The organism is Klebsiella sp. BIGb0132, assembly GCF_024810075.1.
In the GTDB taxonomy this organism is placed as follows: Bacteria; Pseudomonadota; Gammaproteobacteria; order Enterobacterales; family Enterobacteriaceae; genus Klebsiella; species Klebsiella terrigena.
In genome coordinates, this window is record NZ_JANUDW010000016.1 from 33,563 (window position 1) to 55,825 (window position 22,263).

The 22,263-nt window shown below is 37.4% G+C and carries 17 protein-coding genes; all 17 read right to left on the reverse strand.

The window, feature by feature from the left end; all coding sequences use genetic code 11:
- Positions 1-446: 446 nt before the first annotated feature.
- A complete protein-coding gene (gene ugd, locus M2416_RS25445; RefSeq protein ID WP_259227458.1) occupies positions 447-1,613 on the reverse strand; it encodes a UDP-glucose 6-dehydrogenase in 1,167 nt (388 codons plus the stop codon).
- Between the two features lie 239 nt (positions 1,614-1,852).
- Positions 1,853-3,259, reverse strand: coding sequence for an NADP-dependent phosphogluconate dehydrogenase (gndA, locus tag M2416_RS25450; RefSeq protein WP_123551675.1), 1,407 nt, complete (start codon positions 3,257-3,259; stop codon positions 1,853-1,855).
- 172 nt (positions 3,260-3,431) lie between these two features.
- Positions 3,432-4,451 (reverse strand): polysaccharide pyruvyl transferase family protein, encoded by a 1,020-nt coding sequence (locus M2416_RS25455; RefSeq protein ID WP_259227459.1) that lies wholly within the window; start codon positions 4,449-4,451, stop codon positions 3,432-3,434.
- A 60-nt stretch (positions 4,452-4,511) separates the two neighbouring features.
- Positions 4,512-6,044 (reverse strand): oligosaccharide flippase family protein, encoded by a 1,533-nt coding sequence (locus tag M2416_RS25460; protein ID WP_259227460.1) that lies wholly within the window; start codon positions 6,042-6,044, stop codon positions 4,512-4,514.
- A gap of 57 nt (positions 6,045-6,101) precedes the next feature.
- Positions 6,102-6,992 carry a glycosyltransferase family 2 protein gene (locus M2416_RS25465; protein ID WP_259227462.1) on the reverse strand — a complete coding sequence of 297 codons (891 nt, stop codon included), beginning with the start codon at positions 6,990-6,992 and terminating at the stop codon, positions 6,102-6,104.
- A 12-nt stretch (positions 6,993-7,004) separates the two neighbouring features.
- Positions 7,005-7,985, reverse strand: coding sequence for a glycosyltransferase family 2 protein (locus tag M2416_RS25470; RefSeq protein ID WP_259227463.1), 981 nt, complete (start codon positions 7,983-7,985; stop codon positions 7,005-7,007).
- Between the two features lie 101 nt (positions 7,986-8,086).
- The gene (gene wbaP, locus M2416_RS25475; protein WP_259227464.1) at positions 8,087-9,517 is read right to left on the reverse strand and encodes an undecaprenyl-phosphate galactose phosphotransferase WbaP; all 1,431 of its coding nucleotides are present in this window, start codon (positions 9,515-9,517) and stop codon (positions 8,087-8,089) included.
- Between the two features lie 122 nt (positions 9,518-9,639).
- Positions 9,640-10,794, reverse strand: coding sequence for a glycosyltransferase family 4 protein (locus tag M2416_RS25480; protein WP_259227465.1), 1,155 nt, complete (start codon positions 10,792-10,794; stop codon positions 9,640-9,642).
- An 84-nt stretch (positions 10,795-10,878) separates the two neighbouring features.
- Positions 10,879-12,255 (reverse strand): phosphomannomutase CpsG, encoded by a 1,377-nt coding sequence (gene cpsG, locus M2416_RS25485; RefSeq protein WP_259227467.1) that lies wholly within the window; start codon positions 12,253-12,255, stop codon positions 10,879-10,881.
- 12 nt (positions 12,256-12,267) lie between these two features.
- Entirely contained in the window at positions 12,268-13,686 is a 1,419-nt protein-coding gene (locus M2416_RS25490; RefSeq protein ID WP_259227468.1) for a mannose-1-phosphate guanylyltransferase/mannose-6-phosphate isomerase, read from the reverse strand.
- A 56-nt stretch (positions 13,687-13,742) separates the two neighbouring features.
- A complete protein-coding gene (locus M2416_RS25495) occupies positions 13,743-14,771 on the reverse strand; it encodes a cellulase family glycosylhydrolase (protein WP_259227470.1) in 1,029 nt (342 codons plus the stop codon).
- Between the two features lie 11 nt (positions 14,772-14,782).
- Entirely contained in the window at positions 14,783-15,835 is a 1,053-nt protein-coding gene (locus tag M2416_RS25500; RefSeq protein WP_259227471.1) for a glycosyltransferase family 4 protein, read from the reverse strand.
- Positions 15,836-15,900: 65 nt separating this feature from the next.
- The gene (locus M2416_RS25505) at positions 15,901-17,085 is read right to left on the reverse strand and encodes a glycosyltransferase family 4 protein (RefSeq protein WP_259227472.1); all 1,185 of its coding nucleotides are present in this window, start codon (positions 17,083-17,085) and stop codon (positions 15,901-15,903) included.
- A gap of 45 nt (positions 17,086-17,130) precedes the next feature.
- Complete coding sequence (locus M2416_RS25510) at positions 17,131-18,318, reverse strand: hypothetical protein (protein WP_259227473.1); 1,188 nt, start codon at positions 18,316-18,318, stop codon at positions 17,131-17,133.
- A gap of 87 nt (positions 18,319-18,405) precedes the next feature.
- Positions 18,406-20,574: a polysaccharide biosynthesis tyrosine autokinase gene (locus tag M2416_RS25515; RefSeq protein WP_259227474.1), complete on the reverse strand. Its 2,169-nt coding sequence runs from the start codon at positions 20,572-20,574 to the stop codon at positions 18,406-18,408.
- 17 nt (positions 20,575-20,591) lie between these two features.
- Positions 20,592-21,026: an arsenate reductase/protein-tyrosine-phosphatase family protein gene (locus M2416_RS25520; protein WP_310504042.1), complete on the reverse strand. Its 435-nt coding sequence runs from the start codon at positions 21,024-21,026 to the stop codon at positions 20,592-20,594.
- A gap of 2 nt (positions 21,027-21,028) precedes the next feature.
- Entirely contained in the window at positions 21,029-22,165 is a 1,137-nt protein-coding gene (locus tag M2416_RS25525) for a polysaccharide export protein (RefSeq protein ID WP_259227476.1), read from the reverse strand.
- Positions 22,166-22,263: the final 98 nt, after the last annotated feature.

Consider the following 22,263-nt stretch of genomic DNA (forward strand, 5'->3'; position numbering starts at 1 on the left):
CCTTCCTACACTGCGCTTATCGAACTGACATTCAGATCATTCAGCGTAGATTTTCATACCATTCTGTAACCACGAGATACCGCCAAGCCAACAAGTAAATACATCACAAATTAATATAGTACATAACTATCAAAATATCACTTGCGGAGAGCAAATAAGATGACAATAAAACTCCATAATTTTCCACTGAGGATAAAAATTTCATGAGTTAAACTACCATTATTCATTACTGATATTCCACCTCAATCATTGAAACATCAGAAAACCGCATAAATTCAAACAAGAACTTAACGGAAATAAAAAATGCATTTGAAATACGCATATCCTCATAGAAAAGCCTAAGAAAGGAGTTATAAAACTGACAAAGTTAAAGGCATGAACTAAAACTCTATAATTATAAAATTAAAGAGCCAGTAAAAAACACTGGCGCCATAATACCATCTATATTAATCACTACCAAACAAATCGCGGGTATAAACTTTATCAGCGACGTCAGCAAGTTCTTCTGCCATACGGTTAGACACGATGACATCAGCTTCCAGCTTGAAAGCTTCCAGATCGCGAACTACTCGAGAATTAAAGAACTCGTCTTCCTGCATGACGGGTTCGTAAATAATAACCGGAATACCTTTGGCCTTAATACGCTTCATAATGCCCTGGATAGAGGACGCACGGAAGTTGTCTGAGCCACTCTTCATTATCAGACGGTAGACGCCAACCACCTTCGGTTTACGGGCAAGAATAGAATCGGCAATAAAGTCTTTACGGGTACGGTTAGCATCAACGATAGCGCCAATGATGTTGTTCGGTACCGATTCGTAGTTTGCCAGCAGTTGCTTGGTATCTTTTGGTAAGCAGTAGCCACCATAACCAAACGACGGATTGTTATAGTGGTTCCCAATGCGCGGATCCAGGCACACACCTTCAATGATCTGCTTGCTGTTAAGGCCCTGGCTCTCTGCGTAGCTATCCAGCTCATTAAAATAGGCAACGCGCAGCGCAAGGTAGGTATTGGCAAACAGTTTAATCGCTTCGGCTTCAGTCGAGTCAGTAAAAAGCGTCGGGATGTCCTGCTTAATCGCCCCTTCTTTTAGGAGATTGGCAAATCGTTCAGCACGTTCGGAACGCTCACCAATAACGATACGAGACGGATGCAGGTTGTCATACAACGCACGCCCTTCGCGCAGGAACTCTGGGGAGAAAATAACGTTATCAATCCCGAGACGCTCTTTAATATCACGGATAAAACCAACAGGAACAGTTGATTTAACAATCATTACCGCCGCAGGGTTAATCTCTGCTACATCACTAATGACGGCTTCAACGGTAGATGTATTAAAATAGTTCGTTTTTGGATCGTAGTCAGTCGGAGTAGCGATAATGACATAGTCAGCATTACGATAAGCGTCCTGCTTGTCAGTTGTCGCACGAAAATTCAACGGCTTTTCGGCCAGATATTCCTGGATCTCTTTGTCGACAATCGGAGAAATCTTCTGGTTAAGCATATCTACTTTTGATTGAACGATATCAAGCGCGACCACTTCGTGGTTTTGCGCAATCAGGATGCCGTTCGATAAACCAACATAACCGGTACCGGAAATAGTAATTTTCATTCGATCACACTTTATTCAGTTAACTGGACAATGGCAATTTGCCACCCTGGAAATCTACACTTGTGGCGGTTTTACTCTCCGACTGACTGTATGTCAAGACAGACCTTTTTGTATGAGAGCAAACTGAATAGCTTAAGGGGGGACGGACAATCACAACAAGAGTGTTTGGATTGAAAGTACTTGATAGAGAAAACCCGGCCATGAAATAACCGGGTTTTAATTAGCTTAACAAGCTGTGATTATTCCATCCACTCGGTATGGAATACACCTTCTTTATCGGTACGCTTATAAGTATGCGCACCAAAATAATCACGTTGAGCCTGAATCAGGTTAGCCGGCAGAACCGCAGAGCGATAGCTGTCGTAGTATGCGATAGCAGCAGAGAAAGTTGGTACCGGAATACCATTCTGCACAGCATATGCAACGACATCACGCAGCGCCTGCTGATATTCATCCGCAATCTGTTTGAAGTACGGTGCCAATAACAGGTTAGCAATCCCTGCATTCTCTTCGTAAGCATCAGTAATTTTCTGCAGGAACTGGGCACGAATGATGCAGCCAGCACGGAAGATTTTAGCAATCTCGCCGTAGTTCAGGTCCCAGCTGTATTCATTAGATGCAGCACGCAGCTGAGAGAAGCCCTGCGCATAGGAAACAATTTTACCCAGATAAAGAGCACGACGCACTTTCTCGATAAATTCTGCTTTATCACTAGCCGGTTGCGCCTGCGGACCAGTCAACACTTTAGAAGCGGCAACACGCTGATCTTTCAGAGAAGAAATGTAGCGAGCGAATACGGACTCAGTGATTAGGGACAGAGGTTCTCCCAGATCCAGAGAACTCTGGCTAGTCCATTTACCTGTACCTTTGTTGGCCGCTTCATCAAGAATCACGTCAACCAGGTATTTACCTTCTTCATCTTTTTTAGTGAAGATGTCTTTAGTAATATCTATCAGGTAGCTGCTTAACTCACCTTGATTCCACTCAGTGAAGGTTGTAGCCAGCTCTTCATTAGAAAGCGCCAGACCACCTTTCAGCAAAGCGTACGCTTCTGCAATGAGCTGCATGTCGCCGTATTCAATGCCGTTATGAACCATTTTCACATAGTGGCCCGCACCATCAGCACCAATATATGCAACACAAGGCTCCCCATCTTCCGCTCGAGCGGCGATCTGTTCAAGGATTGGCGCTACCAGCTCATAGGCTTCCTTCTGACCGCCAGGCATAATGGATGGGCCTTTAAGTGCGCCCTCCTCTCCACCAGAAACACCTGTACCGATGAAGTTAAAACCATCAGCAGACAGTTCACGGTTGCGGCGGATGGTATCTTGGAAGAAGGTGTTACCACCATCAATGATGATGTCGCCTTTATCCAGATACGGTTTGAGGGAATCGATCGCACTATCAGTGCCGGCACCCGCTTTCACCATTAACAGGATGCGGCGCGGAGTTTCGAGGGATTCAACAAACTCTTTGACGGTATAATGCGGGACCAGTTTCTTGCCAGGGTTTTCGGCAATCACTTCCTCAGTCTTTTCACGGGAGCGGTTGAAAACAGAGACGGTATAACCACGGCTTTCGATGTTGAGCGCAAGGTTACGCCCCATCACTGCCATACCGACAACCCCGATCTGTTGCTTGGACATTACATACTCCTGTCTGGTGTGGTCACTGCGACGCGTTCGCAGTTTAAAAAATAACATTATATTAGCTTAAAGCATGGATGACGCATAGCATAAACTACATCATCATCTTGAAGAACAGATCCATTTGGCAAGCAATACTTCAAAAAAATTCATGAAAGAATTTATACGCAAATCATGATTTGTATTTTTTAACTTTATCAACACAAGACATAAGCTTACTTACGTTTTCATAAAAAATATCATCATTGCTTAAAAAAGGTTGTCCAGCCTTACAAGACTCCAAAGTTTTAACGGCGGCTTCAATATATTTCAAATCCAGCTTATTTCGAGTATTTTCCCCTAAAGATAATGCAATCTTATCGGGAATCGTCGATACTACCTTCTTTGCGATCTTATTATATTTCGGCCACCATACTTTACTTTTATACTTCCTCTTATTATAAAAATCGGTAAGGGCAGAATCGAGAGTCAAGTCTTTGATATGATAATTTTCACCATAAAAACCCAGACCTCTGCTACGAAGTGATTCGCGCAAACTGCTATTACCTAAAACAATTGGAGAATAACTCTCCTTTATCGTCTGAGTCCAATCCAACCATTTAAAGGTATTGATCTGAGGAGATGTTATTAAAGGAAGCCATGGAACCCTCATCGCGTCGGCAATAATAGCAGCATGCATTGCATCTGCTAAAACCATCTTTGCCCCCCGAATTTTATTTATAACAAGCTTAGCATCCCATTGCGGATTTACAAATTCAACGCCTGCCAGTTCACATACATACTGCCAGTTTCCAGTTAAAAGTGCATGATGATGCGGTATAAATATTACACCACTTCTTTCGCCTTCGGATAATGGTTTAAACTCCTCAAGTGTATTCAATAAGGCTGCACCATCGGTTATATATTTATCTTGTGGCAACCCGAGCACTTTGGCACTTAAAGGTCCTCTAACAGATAGAATGTCCCAAGAATCATCTCCAAAATTAGCAGGAGGATTCCCATAACCCACTCCACTAGAAAAAACAATCCACTTACCAGCCTTAGGCATTGCTGTATTTATAATAGTTCCAATTCCTGACATTCTTACAGAATCATCTTCATCGAAAAAATCAGGAAGCAGAGTGTCCCAAAGCCACGAATTCAAATCATCACCGAAATTACCAACAACATCTTTATAATAATACAGTTTCATTATAGCTCCAAAAAGAAACAAAATATCTGTCGTGCCCAAAAGCGGCCCTAAAGCACAAATCTACTTCCTTCCGCACAAGGCATGAAATTTCGAGGCCAATACCGATAAAATAATCTTCTTCTCGATATTACTTACTACAAAAATTAAAGCAATCACCATATAAACAAAAGAGTAAAAAGTACAAAAAAGCAATGTCAATAATATCCCCTGAGGCGAGATGGTTACATTAATGTAATATGAAATGACATAAGTTACGGTTGCCGAAAAAACACATGGCAAAACAATCTTAAAAAGAAAACCAATAAAATCGAAACTTGTATATCTGGCAAGAAAATACGATCTGAGAAACAAATTTATAATTGCCGTTATTATCAAAGGAATATACGCACTAAAAGGAGAGAAGCCAAGCTTGAAAAGTAAATATGACAACGGCAAGCTAATAAAAACAAAAAAACTGACAGTCAATTGATATACTTTTATTTTCCCAACTGCCTGAACCCCTGCAATTAAACTAGAAGAAAAACTATCAATTAACGCGACAACAATTACTAACCGGACAAATCCTATCGTGTAAGGTGGAATGCTAACCAACCACAAAGACAATAATTCTTTCGTACATATGAGCACAGGGCAAGATATTAGAAAAAGAAATGAAAATGTATATTTTGAACAGTATGTCACCAACGTAAGATATCTTGTTTCATTATTCTCCGCATAAGATTTAAATATCTGTGGTCGTATTGCTGATACTAGCGACTGAGTTAAAGAGTTAATAGCATTAAGAATGGTTGATGATAAAGCATATGCAGCATTAACGGTGGTTGCAAAAAAAACATTAATTGCAATATTAATACCTTGCGTTCTACAAACATATGCAAAATTACCAAATGTATTCCAAAATGAAAACATTGTAATATCTTTAATGATTTTTCGACTGAACTCGCCTCCTTTGAGAGATAAAGGGAAGCTTTTAAAGCAATAATATACATATATAGCAAAACTGGTCAAGGATGACAACAAAAGCAATAATGAATAAATAATCAACTTATTATAAGGCATAGCAATCAGGACAAATGAAACAATAAGTTTTGATAAGGAATCAAATATTGCCATATATGCGTAAAAAGACATTTTTTCATGTGCTAATACAATTGCATTGAATGGCGTCTGAATAATCGAAACGAAAATTGATAACAATGCTATTATATATATATCCTTTGCTATAGCTAACGCATTAATATCGATTGTAAGTAGATGTTCAACTACATAATTTCTAATAAGAAGTAATAGAAGGCAAAAAGCCATCCCGCCCAGAAAATAGATCAAGATACTATTTTTTATTGTGTTGCTGACTGCAACGTAATCGTTACTTCCTAAATTAATAGATATGAATCTTTGCACTGAGTCGTTCATTGCTGATACAATAAAAACGAAAAAAGCTACAGTTCCATAGATGACACTAAAAAGCCCATAATCTGATACACCTAGTTGGTGTAAAACAACTCTAGTCGTGTAAAAAGCAATAAGTAAGGAAAATAATGTTCTGGTGGCCAGAAAAATTGTATTCTTCACTATGAGTTTGTTTTTAGACATACTCTTCTCATGATTATTTAAAGTGATATTTTACAGCACCAATAATTTTAAAAATAACTATTTATCAGCATAAACCCCAGCCATATCATCACTAGAATATGTATTATTTATCTGAATATCATTCTGATTCTCCCACACATTAGCATTCATCAACCCAAGATGCTGAGTGTTATTAATGGTAAGAAAATGTATGCTCCTGTTAGTGAGTTGCTTTACTTTATAGCCATTTCTGTAGGCTATGTAATGCAGCCAAACATCGTCGGCCTTTGGACATTTATCTAGAAACTCCTCACCTGCAGATTTTAAACACTGCTGAAAATGCAGAGGATAAATAACACCAGAAACACCCGTTGCGAAATGCTTAATACTCTTGTTGGTAACTGAACATGGTTCCCACTTATTATATGAACAAAACTCGCCATCCTCATTAAATATTATTTTATGTGCACGATGACAAATTATTTCCTTGCGAGAGAGACTAGCACCCCGATAAAGGTTTGATAGCCAATACCTTGGATATATAATATCATCATCAGCAGTCACAAGATAATTTTTAAGAACCTCGCCAGAAATGAAAGGATAATACTTTGTATGAGGACCATAGTTTTTAGCCATTTTCACTTCCACACCTCGCTCTAAGAGTCGATGTAATGATAATGGTAAATTATTGAACGTATCGATGTTATCTAACCATAAAATAACTCTAGAAGGCACACTCTTCCCATCAAGAATAGATTCTATAGTGATATGAACGCTATTAATTCTATCGCCATGCGTAGTTAAGCTAACAACCACATCTTCGAGAATGTTTTCTGAGTCATTAAGATTTAAATTTGATGTCCTATTTTTCTTTTCTAGTTGCTTTGTTTTGAGTAAAGAAAGAACAGGTTCTTGAAAATGAAAAGAATAGTAACGATAGCATCTTTTGAAAAAAGTACTAATTTTCATTAAATGTGATTCTCATTTTTTAATTACGCGGATGATTTTTTTTAGTTTCTTAGACACTTGAACAAGCCCAATAGATAGCTTGACGTTAAATGCATATGTTCTTAGGATTGCATAAGCCAATGCATATCTATTTTTGAGCTCTTTTTTATGTCGTTCAACCATGTCAGAATTTATTACGGATTGTGGGTTTTGCGCTGCAAAAGCACTGCCACAGTCTAATATTGTTTTATAAACCTGACATAAAAAATAATACTCTGCAATGGAATTGACTTTTTGATCGTGGTAATTAGCACTGACATAGTCATAAATAAACTTTGAAGATTGATACCTGCCGACATATGACTGTAATGTTGGGGCAGAGGTTAAACTATTATCCCGCAAGCGGTAACGATATACAATATCACTAGTTGCATAAACCCTGTTTGCACGATTTATCAACTGAAGCAAGAAAACACCATCTTCACCATAGTTCGAATCTCCGTAATAAAACTCGGAAGAAAAAACTTTAGCATTAAATAGTTTCCCCCAAATATAGAAATTATTATATTTAATCGAGTCGGCTAGAAAATCTAAATTAGACGTGTATAACTTATCATCCCACCTAAAATGCCATTCTTCAATAGCATCACGCTCTGCCAAATGACTTCCTGAAACAATGTCACAGCGGTTGCTACTCGCTATATCATAAAGCTTGTGTAGTGTATCCGGGAGGATACTATCATCGCCATCAAGGAAAAATATAAACTCACCTTTTGCTTCCTTAATACCCAGTGGTCTTACGGTCACCACTCCACCATTTGGCTTATTTAAAACTCTTATTCGTTTATCTTTTTTTATATACTGTTCAAGTATATTACCTGAAGAATCAGTACTTCCATCATTAATGAAAATAAACTCTGAACTCTCAAAGTTTTGTTTTATAAGTGACTCTATGCACTCAGGAAGAAACTTTTCAATATTATAAACGGGAATAATGACACTTACCTTACACATTTCTACCCCTCATGAATAAGTCCTATGGCCCCATAGCATGTGAAATGAAACAACAAACAGGTTGCATATAATAAAAAAGCACTATTAACATTTATAACTTCTTAATAGGCGCCATCCTTTTTCACTACTACCCCTATAGTTTTAAACAATATAGCTATATCATTCCACATTGACCAATTCTTAACATACCATGCATCCAGGTAAACACGTGTTTCATAATCAACATCACTTCGACCACTAACTTGCCATAGGCCAGTCATTCCCGGTTTACCTAGTAAGTAATAATCCACCTCATCAGAATAACGTTCAAGTTCAGCAGTAATGATAGGCCTTGGTCCAACTAAACTCATTTCACCTCGGAGTACATTAAAAAGTTGCGGAAGTTCATCCAAGCTTGTTTTGCGCAAAAACTTACCGATACTTGTAACACGCGGATCATCTTTAAGCTTAAAAGTTGCATCCCATTCAGCCTTTGCTTGCGAATCTGATTTCAATAGTTCTTCTAAAACTTCTTTCGAATTTATGACCATTGAGCGAAATTTTAGACATTTAAATGGCTTACCATTTTTTCCGATTCGTTCATGTCCATAAATTGCTGGACCTTTGTCGCGTTTTACTTTATATGCTATATATGCAAGAAGTGGTGATAGCGCACATATAATAGACAATGAGCCAACAATATCAAACGTGCGTTTTAAAATTCTCGAAGATAATTTTGCTAAATTTTGATGCACTCGAAATATCATGACTTCATGACTAAAAATAAAAGACATATCAGTACTATCTAGCGGCATTCCGCGCAATGTCGGAATTACAGATACATATCTAAAACCATTAATCATAAAGTAGCGAAGCCAAGCATTACGAATATTTCCTTGGCTGGTCTCTAATGCAACTATGAACTGTGTTCTTTTATCTACATATTCTGGCAAGGTTGCAGGACTGCAACTAATGACGGGAATATTACTTATTGACTTGGAGCCACTGGTTCCCTCTTCTACAGCAATGAAACTTATAACATCAAAACCTAAATTTTTCTCACTATTAATTGCCTTCCAAGCTTCAAAAGCATTCTCACCATTACCCACTATGATAGCCTGTCGCTTCCATAATCCACTTCTATCAAGAATTTTTTTTGTTAGCATTCTGAATGTTGGCACCAAAATGACAACAGAAATCCATGTGACTACCCAAGCTATTCTGGAGAACTCCCAATGTGCAAAAGCCATAACAGCAATTTCAATAACGGCAAAAATAACTAACGTCCGCAGAATTTCTTTCAATTCGAACCAGAAAGTTTTGCGATAAAAATAGTGTCGCAAACGTATTGAATACCATGCGACACAGCATCCACCAAGACATATGTGAAGGAAAATCCAGTCATTCATATGTGAATTTAAAATAATAGTTTCAGCGTCAGAAATTGCAAATTTCGACAATGGTACCGCAAAAAAAATCGCAATAGTAAATCCGATAAAATCAGATAGTGCTAAAGATGCACCTGTCCAGAAGTTGCGGGCTAAACGAGTCATAGATCCTCACTATATACTCTGATAAAATGTAGTATGGATATATTATCAGCATCAGAATAATTATTAATCTATAAATAAGTGATTATCCATACAATCATTTATTAATAAGAGCGGTTGAATGGTTAATATTCTACTTTCTTCCCCTTATCAAACAACTCCCATTTCTCAGAAATATAACTATTAATCTCGTTTTTAAAACGCTGCTCAGAGAAACGAAGAGCATTTTCTCTGCAATTGTGGGGAGTTAAGAACTGGTGAATGTTATCGAAAAACTCAACGGCCTTTTTCACTGATATTGGGTCTTGTTCTTGGAAAAAAACGCCTGTAGGATTTATCACACCATAGGGGCGAATTGTTTCGAGTGCACCACCTTTGCCAAAAGCTATGACAGGCGTCCCACATGCTTGTGCCTCAACTGGAGTTATTCCGAAATCTTCTTCTGCAGCAAAGATAAATGCTTTCGCTTTTCGCATATATTCAGTCATTACATCATTTGGTTGATAGCCAAGAATTTCGACATTACTCCCTGCTTTTTTCCTAATTTTGTCCATTTCAGAACCATCACCAATAACTATTAATTTTTTATCTGGTAACAACTTAAAAGCTTCAACGATTACATCTATGCGTTTGTATGGAACCATTCGAGACGCTGTAAAATAATAATCCTCTTTGTCTTCACAAAGAGAAAATCTTTCAACATCAACTGGCGGATATATAACATCCGCATGTCTTCCATATACTTTCTTTATACGTCTTGCAATAAATTGAGAGTTTGCAATAAAATGATCCACACCGTTTGCAGTACGATAGTCCCACAAACGTATTTTATGAAGCATCCATTTTGCAATTAATCCTTTTAGATTATTAGTTAGGCCTGCTTCACGCAGGTATTGATGCTGTAAATCCCAAGCATAACGTATCGGCGAGTGGACATAACTAATGTGCAGCTGATCAGGTCCAGTGAGTATACCCTTAGCTACTGCATGGCTACTGGATATTACAATGTCATGCTTTGACACATCTAGCTGTTCAATCGCAAATGGCATTATTGGGAGATATTTTTGATATTTTTTGCTAGCGAATGGCAATCTTTGAATGAACGTAGTAGTAGCTTCTTTTCCATGGAAAGAGGCACGGTCCTGTTTGTTTAAGAAATCCACAACAGAATATAAATTTGCGTCCGGATAAATACTTAGAAACTCCTTAATAACTTTTTCTGATCCTGCATATGTAACTAACCAGTCAGCAACAATACCAATACTTTTATCCTTTAGCATATCAAGTTCCTGAAATTTACACACAGTAATATATAGTTCTCCAAATAATAAAATACAGACGGCATTAAGCCATCTGCATTCTTTCTATTTACGCAGAATTGCCAGAATTTCTTCTGTTCTATTTTTCATTAATTGATGGTTACCTCTTGACTCAACATTTAAACGAATGACGGGTTCTGTATTAGAACTACGCAGATTAAATCGCCATTCATCAAATTCAACACTAATTCCATCTGTGTAATCAACCAGCAGGGCATCAGATTTATATTCAGACAAAACACGAGCTATCGAAGCGTCTGGATCTTGTATAGTACTATTAATTTCACCGGAGGCTGGATACGATTGCATACGATCGCTGACAAGCTGGCTTAACGTTTGTCCTTTAATGCAAAGTAATTCGGCTACAAGTAACCATGGAATCATACCACTATCACAATAGAAGAAATCTCTAAAATAATGGTGGGCGCTCATCTCGCCGCCGTAGACGGCATCCTCCTGTCTCATGCGTTCTTTTATGAAAGCATGCCCTGTCTTAGACATTACAGGTACTCCTCCAGCCTTCTGAACTACATCGATTGTGTTCCAGCTTAATCTTGGGTCATGTATAATTTTAGAACCTGGGTTTTTTTCAAGAAATGCTTCCGCTAACAAGCCTACAATATAGTAGCCTTCAATAAAACGTCCTTGCTCATCAAAGAGAAAACACCGATCAAAATCGCCATCAAAAGCTATCCCCATATCCGCTTTATGCTGAATAATTGCATCAGTTGTATCCTGACGGCATTCCGGTAATAAGGGATTTGGTATACCATTGGGGAAATTACCATCAGGATGATGGTGCACTTTGATTAATTCTAGCGCGATATTACCCTTTTTAAACTGTTCTTCCAATGCATCAATTACGTGTCCTGCAGCTCCATTGCCTGAATTGACGACAAGTTTCAAAGGACGGGTAAAATTATCAAATTCAATATAGCTAAGAAGCTTTTCGATATATGCTTCTAATGTTGAGGTTTTAGTGTAACTGCCGCAATTGTTCGATTCAGGTTCAATGAAGTTATTTTCCTCCGCTAACCTCTGAATATCACGTAATCCAGTATCACCACTAATAGGCTGCGATTTCTCACGAACAAGCTTCATTCCGTTATAATCCATTGGATTATGGCTTGCAGTAACTTCAATACCGCCATCAACATTTAAATATGAAGTTGCAAAATAAATTTCTTCCGTTCCGCTAAGCCCAATATCAATCACATTTGTGCCAGAGTCTTGCAGCCCTCGGGCTAAAGCTAATTTCAGAGCTTCACTAGTTAAACGAACATCACCACCAACGACCATTGTTTGCGGCTTTAAATATTCACCATATGCTCGACCAATGCGATATGCGATATCTTCATTAAGTTCTGAACCTAATTTCCCACGTATATCATAAGCCTTAAAGCAAGTTAAATTAGTAGCCATTTCATTTCCTTATTAAATTCCGTAATGATCTTTTATTCGAATAATATCATCTTCACCAAGGTATGAACCAGACTGAATCTCAAGAAGTTCAAGAGGTATTTTACCTGGGTTTACTAGCATGTGCGTTGATCCAGCTGGTATAAACGTAGATTGATTTTCTGTCAAGTAAAAAACTTTATCCTCTAACGTAACCTCAGCTGTCCCAGAAAGTACTACCCAGTGCTCCGCACGATGTAGATGGCGTTGTAATGAAAACTTTCCGCCAGGCTTAACCGTAACTCTGTTGACATTATATTTTAGAGTATTGACTATATTATCATGATGTCCCCAAGGCCTATATGATTCGCGATGTAACCGATATTCTCGTCGCTCATTATGCTTTAAGAATTCAACAACCTTTTTAACATCCTGAACTTGATCTTTGTTTATAATAAGAACTGCATCTTTAGTATTCACTATAACTAGATTTTCTACGCCAATTGCAACAACTAAGCTATCATCGGTATTAATATAACAGTTAGATACATTATGTGTATAAACGTCGCCTTCAATCGCGTTATCATTTTCATCACGCTGATTAATACTCCACAGCGCAGACCATGATCCTACATCATTCCAACCTGCATCAAGTGGGATAACTACAGCATCCTTTGTTTTTTCCATTACAGCATAATCAACAGAGTCATCTGGACAGTTAATAAAAGTTTCCGATTCTACTCTGATGAAATCTTGAATAGCATCCTGTTTTACAGATTCCATAGATCTTACACAAGCATCTAGTATATCAGGCCTAAACTTCTGCAGTTCCTCCAAGTAGCGCGATGCTTTGAACAAAAACATTCCGCTATTCCAGTAATATTCACCATTACTGATATATTCTTGGGCCGTTGCAAGATCGGGTTTTTCAACAAAACGTTTCACACTAAACGCTGAGCAAATATCACATAAATTTTCACCACGTTGGATATATCCATAACCTGTTTCAGGTCCCGTGGCAACAATACCAAATGTGACCAATTTTCCTTGCTCAGCCAGGGGAATTGCTTGCTTGATGGCTTGATGAAACTTATTTACATCTTCTATTACGTGGTCTGCCGCCAAGATCAAAAGGATGGGATCCTCGATATCATCCGAATCAGCACTCAAAGCAGCGAGAGCTATAGCCGGTGCGGTGTTGCGGCCTACTGGCTCTAGGATAATATTATTGGAAAGTTTGTTTATTTCACGTAATTGTTCAGCAGCTAAAAATCTGTGTTGCTCATTACATATCAACAGTGGTGCGGCTGTCTCAAGCCCTTGCAAACGAACAATGGTTTCTTGCAACATAGACCTTTCGTTTGTTAATCGTAAAAACTGTTTTGGGAAAAGTTCACGCGACATAGGCCATAGACGACTTCCAGTTCCACCCGCCATAACTACTGGTATGATCATTATTTTTCCTACTAGAATCTAATGTTGGTTAAAAAAGATAGTGTACTCACAATGTTTCACTGTGCTTTTAAAGACTGAATCTGTAAAGCAGAGCTCTTTGGTTGCATTTCTTGATTAAACATCCCAAAATTATGCTCTTTATTCGATTTGTCGGGTCCATCATCAATAAGATCATAGAACCATATGCCTTTTATATATTGTCTTTTCTTGACTTCACTAATATATTTACTTATCGTTTTAGTCGCTGATGTTTCATTACTTCCACCAGGGCCATCATATATAGGAACGCCATACTCAGTAATATAAAAATTGATATCGACACCATATTCATCTAAATATTTTTGATGAAACCTATCTAGGAAACTTATATTTCCTTCAGCGCTTCTTAAAGCTTTATTCCTGTTAGAAAATGAGTATGTATGAATGGAAACACCATCAATATATTTCATTATCCCTTTATCAAGCAGAATATCAAACCATTGTGAATCTGACATACCTATTAGCTTGCTTCGTTCATTTAAGGGATTAAATGAACCAGCAAGTATGATTGCGTTTGGATCAATTTTTTTTATGGCTATACTTGTTGCTTTAACCAATTTATAATAATTTTCAGCAGATGGTATTTCATTACGAAATTTTGGCATTCCTGTCCCATATGTCCATTCATTCCAGATCTCATAATATTTAACTTTACCTTTGAATCTTTGGGCTGTCCAAGAAGCGTAATTTACAAAGCCTTTTATAGCTTCATCCGATGTTGGATAATTCCCAAAACCATAATTCGCGTTGCCATATGCCAGTATTAAAACTCCGCTCAAATTATATTTCTCGGAGTTCATAAAGGCAAAATCAACCCGTTGAAGATTCTTCCCAACCTGATATATATTTTTAGTTCTCTCTACTTTAGACCATGTATAATCATCTCTAAATGATGTGAAGCCGTACTGTTGCAGCAATTCTAGATATACAGCGCTATCATTCTTATATCGCTCTAAATGTGTGCCGACTCCTATTTCAGGACCTGAGGTTGCAAAAAATGGCAAAAAAACAAGCATGATAAAATATCTGAGTCTTTCCTTTATCATATTTTACCTCTTTAATTTAATAGCCTGTTGATAATAGTATTTACTTTTTTTGCTGATTCAGTCCAAGAGAATCGCCTGACATTATTAAATCCTTTTTCGATTAGCTGATCATGAATAATTTTATTATTTTCAATTTCTAGTATTGCTAATATAATTTCATTCTTAGACTCAGGATTGAAATATAACACACTATCTCCTAGTATCTCGGGCATAGATGCTCTATTTGATGAAATTACTGGGCAACCGCAATATTGAGCTTCAAGTGGAGGAATACCAAAACCTTCATATAGGGAAGGGAAAATGAACCCAAAAGCATTCGTATATAATGCAGATAATTCTTCATCGCTCACGCGCCCAAGAAATTGTATTCGTTCATCGCTGCATATATTTTCAACACCACTAAAAGCTTGCGCTTTATCACCTATTATTTTAAGGTTGAGATTACCCGTATAATTAGAAAACGCCTGAATTAAGGTATGAAAATTTTTATGGAAATTTTGTGAAGATACAGCCAATAAGTAATCTTTACTTCTTTCAGTTGATTTATTCTTTATTTTTTTTATTTCGTTGGTAACTGAATTATATACAACTGATATTTTTTTAGGATCCAAATTGTAGTATTTGCTTATCTCCATTAGTGAAAAATCGCTGACAGTGATAATATTCTTACTTCCTTTGATAATAAGTGGCGTTAAAAATCTATATAGCAGCCTAAACTTTAGAGAATAACTTTGAGGATATTTAATATATGTTATATCATGTAATGTGCTAATTTTATTACGATATATAACTGGAGCGACGTTACATAGATTTAATAATAAAGGGGATTTTTTTCGAAGTAAAAATAACGGCAATGTAACCTGTTCCCACAAGTGCCCTTCTGCACCACGAACCTCCTCTATATTAACCCCCTGTAAAGAATCAATATCCACAATTTTATTAATTGAGGGAACGAGGAAAATCAAATCATCTCTTTGACATGCCAATTCTTTAGAAATTTCTCGAGCAAAACGCTGTACTCCCGTAATTTTTTGAGTCATGAATCTAGCATTAACATAGATCACTATTACCCCTTACACCTTAACGTGAATATCTCAACTAGAGTTGATTATATTTTATTTTCATGATGCTATTTATTATGTATTACTTCATAATATGCATTAGCATAACTATTCGTTATATTATCTTGAGAAAAATGTTTACTGAAATTTTGTGCCTTTTCTGAGAGACTTTGATATTTTGCACTGGATGAATCGCACAAATCTTCAACTATAGAAGTAAGCGATCCTGCACATTCAACATCGAATAAGAAACCGGTCTCACCTTGTTTGACAATTTCTGAAATCCCTCCCCTGCAACTCCCCAGGACAGGAATACCATACGCATAAGATTCGATAACTACTCTTCCCATCGGTTCATTCCATAATGATGGGACTACAGTATAATCAATACTTGGATAAAATTTTTCAGCGTCTACTAATCCTATAAATTCAACATTGAGCTGTTTATATTTATTTTCAAGGTAAACCAAGTAGCTTTCCTCTACTTTTCCTGCCACTTTTATAATCAAATCTCGTTTAAGGGCAATCATTTCATCTAAAAAAAACTCAATTCCTTTTGCTTTCTCAACTCTACCAATAAAACCCAACACTATTTTTTGTTCATTAAGAATTTTGTTCGATTTAGTGATATTTGCTATAGAGTTATATATAACAAATGGCTTCGCATTTTTGAAATAAAAATTATTCGCATGTAAGGAAGAAATATATTCGCTAATGCCTACTACTGCATTTACTCTTTGTGATTTTTTTTTCTTCAACCAAGAAAATACCCAGGCCCTAAAATCGGCTGGTGATGTATTTATTCCATTAGTAAATAATGTTCCATTGGGGTTTAACAAATAGTAATCGCGAGTAGTATGTATTATCTTTATTTTCTTTCGCTGGCACCATGTCCATACAGCAACAGAAAACCCGGCTAAATTATTAGTGTGAACTATATCAAAACTTTCTTTTTTAAATTTTCTATTAACTATATATTGCATCAACAAATTATTAATATCGATGACATGCCATATAAATTTCAATATTCCTTTTTTCCCTTTAGCGTTTAGCCAATAAATATTTTTTAACGGGAAGCGCACAACCCTAACGCCATTAATTATATCCTCTTTTATTTCCTTCCCTTCATGTAAGGTTGCCACTGTCACGGTATTCCCAAATGACACAAGGGTTTCAGCTAATAATTGAACTGATTTTTCTGCCCCGCCAACCCGATAAGGATAATATAGAGAATTAAAAATTAAAATTTTCATAATAGGTTATTTGCTCAACTAATTTGTAATAAACAAAGCACTCATTTAATTAGTAGTATCTGCAGAAAAATGGTTTTTCTGGAAAATAATACCAACAAGAATTCCTGCAAATGGTGCATAAAAAACAGATTCAAACAAATTATATGTCAGGCCTCCGATGAATACGCATAATGAGCAAAGATAATATTCATTTTTAATTATCATATTATTAAAAACAGCAGTAAAGTATTTAACTAGAAAGGCAAACACTAATATGACGCTAGGAATTCCCGCAATAATATATAAATACACAAAAGCATTGTCTGCAGCGTTATAGCTTTTCGGATCAAAAAATAAAGCCGGCGTACCGATGGCACCAAATCCTCTACCAAATATCAAATCTAAATTATCATCCAGCAACCGTAAAGCCGCTGGCCAAGTCTCATACATACGCATCAAGAAAGTATTAGTAATGTAACCACCTCTGTTACCAGTTATACTGAACATGCATATGTATGAAAATATTATGGATATTAGGACAATAATTTTTGATAGTAAATTCGAGAATATTGCAGGCAATAATATCATCAATGATAAGAAGCCAAATGTTATGATCGCTGTCTTAGTTGTTGTTAAATATATAGCGTAGGACAATAAAATTACTAGAAATAAAAATGCCCCCCATAATTTACGCTGCACAAAATCATATAATACAAAGAAACCACTGATCATTATTATTGTAGCTGCATCAAATGATGCCCCTGTAAACCCAGGTATGCGGGATACTCCATTTGTGGTCCAATCGCGAGATAACACCTTTTCGTGTCCGCCGATATTTAATACGCCACCCACCCAAGGTGCACCAAACTGATTGACATAAATAACTCCAAACGCAGATATAATCGATAAAAATAAGAAAAATTTATTATTATAAAAAACCTTATCAAACAATATCTCAGAAAATGCAATGCAATATATAAAGGGGATGAATATATAAATTGCAAACACTACCTGTAATAACTTTGTATTTATAATTCCTATTATTACATATAATATAAACAACATTGTTAGCACTAAGACGGTTGGTTTATGTAAAAGTGTGCCAATCCATCTCAGAATCAGCAACCCCGTCATAAATACTACACCACTGTAGTTTATAGCTGGCAAAACCAAACCAATTGGACCGGCAAATGATTTAATTAGAATAAACCAAATAAATATGGGATATGCTAACCTCATATAAACTTTGTGCATAATATATGGCCAATTAAATTAATTCTAATTTTTTACATTTCAAAGCACAGTAGCATAGCATAAATGTTATGCTACCAGCTTCGTATTTTATTTTTTTACATCGTCCGAGTAAGAATATCCATAGTGGTTATATCCATAACTGTAGTAGCTGCTGGCTTTTTTTACCACCCCATTTAATATGCATCCTTTGACTGTAACACCACTTTGTTCAAAACGTTTTACACTGACCTCGATCTCTTTTACTGTATTTTGTTCAAACCGAGCGACAAGTAATGTTGTTCCTGCATAATTGCCGATAATTGCTGCATCTGTTACGGCCAAAATAGGAGGCGTGTCCAATATAACAAAGTCATATAGTTTACTTACTTGTAACAATACCTCACCAAAACGCTTGTGCATTAATAATTCAGCAGGATTTGGCGGTACTATTCCTCTCGGTATAAAATCAAACCCTGCTGATGTTACCTGCCTTATAGCTTGTTCAATACTTGCCTTACCCGATAATAGATCGGATAATCCATTATCATTACTAATATTAAATAATTTATGTGTATACCCTTTTCGAAGATCGGTATCGATGAAAAGAACTTTTTTCCCCGTTTGGGCAATAACTGCAGCAAGGTTAGAGCTAACAAATGTTTTACCTGCGTTTGGGCTTGCTCCGGAGATCATTAACACATTATTTCTTGCTTCCATCATTGCGAAATGAAGGCTTGTCCGCAATCCCCGAATGGCTTCTACAGCAAGATCGGCAGGGTTATCTACGGTAAGGAACCCATTTATTTCACTCTGGCTTTTTTTACGCCAACCACCTGTTTGGGATATATTTTTCGAGAAAGTTTCTGATATAGGAATACTTGCATAGACATTAATTCCTAAATCTTCAAGCTGTTCAGGCGATTCGATCCCACGACGCAAAAACACCCTCAATAATACTAGCGCAATTGAAACCATCGAGCCTAATACTATTCCAATTAAAACAATCAATGCTTTTTTTGGTTTCACAGGTTTAGGTTGCGTCACCGCGTTATCAATAATCCTAACGTTACCAATTGCGCTAGATTTAGCGATATTCAACTCTTGCTGTCTATTCAGCAATTGCATATAAACCGCTTGCCCAGAATCAACATCTCGGCTTAACCTTAATATTTCTTGCTGAGTCTCTGGCATTGCCGAAACTCTTTTATTTAATTTCGACTTCTCATCCTGTAATGTTTTTCTTTTTTCCATTAACGCGCGATAAGTCGGATGCTCTTTTGTGTATAACTGAGAAATTTCAGATTCACGAAATGTTAATTCATTAAGTTGATTATCGACATTTACTATCTGATCTAGTACTGACTTAGCCTCTAGCGATAAATCCACCGAGTCACTTTTGCGCCTAAACTGATTCAGTTTATCTTCAGCCAGATCTAAATCACTACGAACTTTAGGAAGTTGCTGATTTAGAAAGTCTAAACTTTTTGCATCCTGCGCCGCTTGTCGAGAAATATTTTGAACAAGGTAGTTATTGCTTATGCTGTTTATAATTTTTTCTATTAATTGTGGGTTGTCACCTGTGATCGAAAGATTCAATATTCCAGTATCCTTGCCCTGGTCTGACACAACAAAGGCTTCTTGCAAATTTGTGATTGCTTTTAGATGACTAACATAAGATACAGAGAATTTTGTGCCTGGAATTGCATCGATACTATCGACTTTAAGTGTAATGCCTTGCGCATCTAATAAATCACCAGTTCTTCCATCTAACTCAAATGAATCAGACGATATATGATAGTGATTTTTATCTTTGACCGTGAGCGTCAAGTCTGGAATATTTTCGTTATTCTCATCTATATACAAGCGAGAAATTACAACAGTGCCAGGCTTATTTCCCATTAATCTATCCCAGCCGCGCCCAAATACAGGGAAGTACTGCTGTTCTACGCCAACCTGGAGATTAAGATCATCTACCGTTTTTCCCAGCACCATTCGTGATTGTAGCAAAGCAATTTCTGGTGCCGACTGAGGTTGGCTATCAGGAAGCATTTGACTTAAATTACTTAATATTGCATTAGCTTGTTTTTGCTCTACTTGTATCAGCGCATCGGCTTGATAGACTGGCGTAGAAAACAATGCATATACAAGTGCGAAAAGAGTAAATAGCGATGTTACCGAGATGATCAATTTACGATGATCAATCAATTCACCAATTAATCGGCCAAAATCTATTTCATCTGACTCTTTCACGATGTTTTTTTGTTTTAACAATGACATGCTTTAATTCCTGATAATTATGCGTCCAGTTTTTCAGCCCAGAGCTTACCGGCTCGTTCAATCAACTGATATACGGAAGCAAAAGCCTCTTCGCTCTTGCGGTAGGGGTCAGGTATTTCTCGTTGATCAAGCCAATGTCCGAACAACATTGTTTTCCCGCGAGCCTCAGGTGCAATCCTGCTAATTTGCTCAATATGTTCTTTTTCCATTACTAAAATTAGATCATATTTACGGGCTAAGGATGATGTAAGCTGCCTTCCTGAATGACCATCCAATGAAAGTCCATGCTTAATTGAAATATTAACAGCACTTTCATCTGCTTCATGCCCCACCAATGCCCCTGTTCCAGCAGAGTCTATTTTTTTGTGTGGAAGCGCCATGCGTAGATAGCGCTCACCTATGGGTGAGCGACAAATATTTCCGGTACAAACTATCAGAATTGAATCAAACATAATTATGGCCAAGTCCTGATAAACTTTACAGTTTCTGTCATGTCATGTACACCGCTAATCGTAGGTACAAGCTGCGACACAACCCTGTTCCAACGAACAATTGGTGCCGTTGTAACGTAAACAATGTCATATGGTTGCAATTGGAACTCAGTACCTAGCACCATTGCAGAAGCATCTTGCGCATTTAATTGGTAAATATTTGCGATTTTTCCTTGTTTATCCCCTCTTAGCTGACGGATAACAAAGACGCCTGTCGCATCACTCATGGCCTGCGACATCCCTTCTGCATTTCCTAATGCTTCGGCTAGTGTCATACCGCTACGATCCATTTTCATCGTGCTTTGCTTCATGACCTCTCCCATAACAAAAACCTTCAGGTCATCATTACGTGGGATAAAAAGAATGTCACCAGGATAGAGTAAGTGATTCTCCGTTAAGTCTCCTTTCTGCATCAACGCATACAGAGAAACCTTGGTATCTTTTCCGTTATGTGTTAATACAACATTTCTCCAGTCCGCATCCGGAGCCAGTCCGCCAGCTGCATTAATAGCATCCATAACAGTTAATGGGATGTTGGTTATTGGTTGCTGTCCTGACTTCGCAACTTCACCGGTAATATATGCCTTTTGTGAGCGAAATGCCGCAACGCTTATGTCAACCTGAGGGCTTTCAATATAGGTCGTTAAACGACTCGCAATTTCCTGTCGTACTTGACTCAAAGTTTTACCGGCGACTTGGACCTTACCAATATACGGATAGAAAATCGTGCCATCAGCATTAACCCAGTTGCCGGTATCACTTGCACTTCGGTATTGCCCCGCAGGTGTTGTCAACTCAGGATGATCCCAGACAGTTACCATCAGCACATCACCGACTCCAATTCTGTACTCATAGCTTTTGAGTAAGTTATCCAACTGTGGGTTAGAACGTGCCATAATCGCTTCAGGACGGAGTCGTTCAACTAAACCAGGAGTCATCGGATAAACATTGACCAATTTATCCAAATCATAATCACTATCCGGTAGCTCAACAACATTCTTACGCAAGCTATTTAAACCCTGCCCAGGAATAACGGTACAGCCGGCCAAAAAACTAAGTGCTAATGCTAATGTCGAAAACCTAACCATTTTATTCTTCATAATGTCACATCATCAGTAAACCAAAAATTGCTAATCCCCGAACTGCTATCTCTCCGCCAGGTTGTTTCTACCTGACTCAGAAAAAGAACATCGATTTC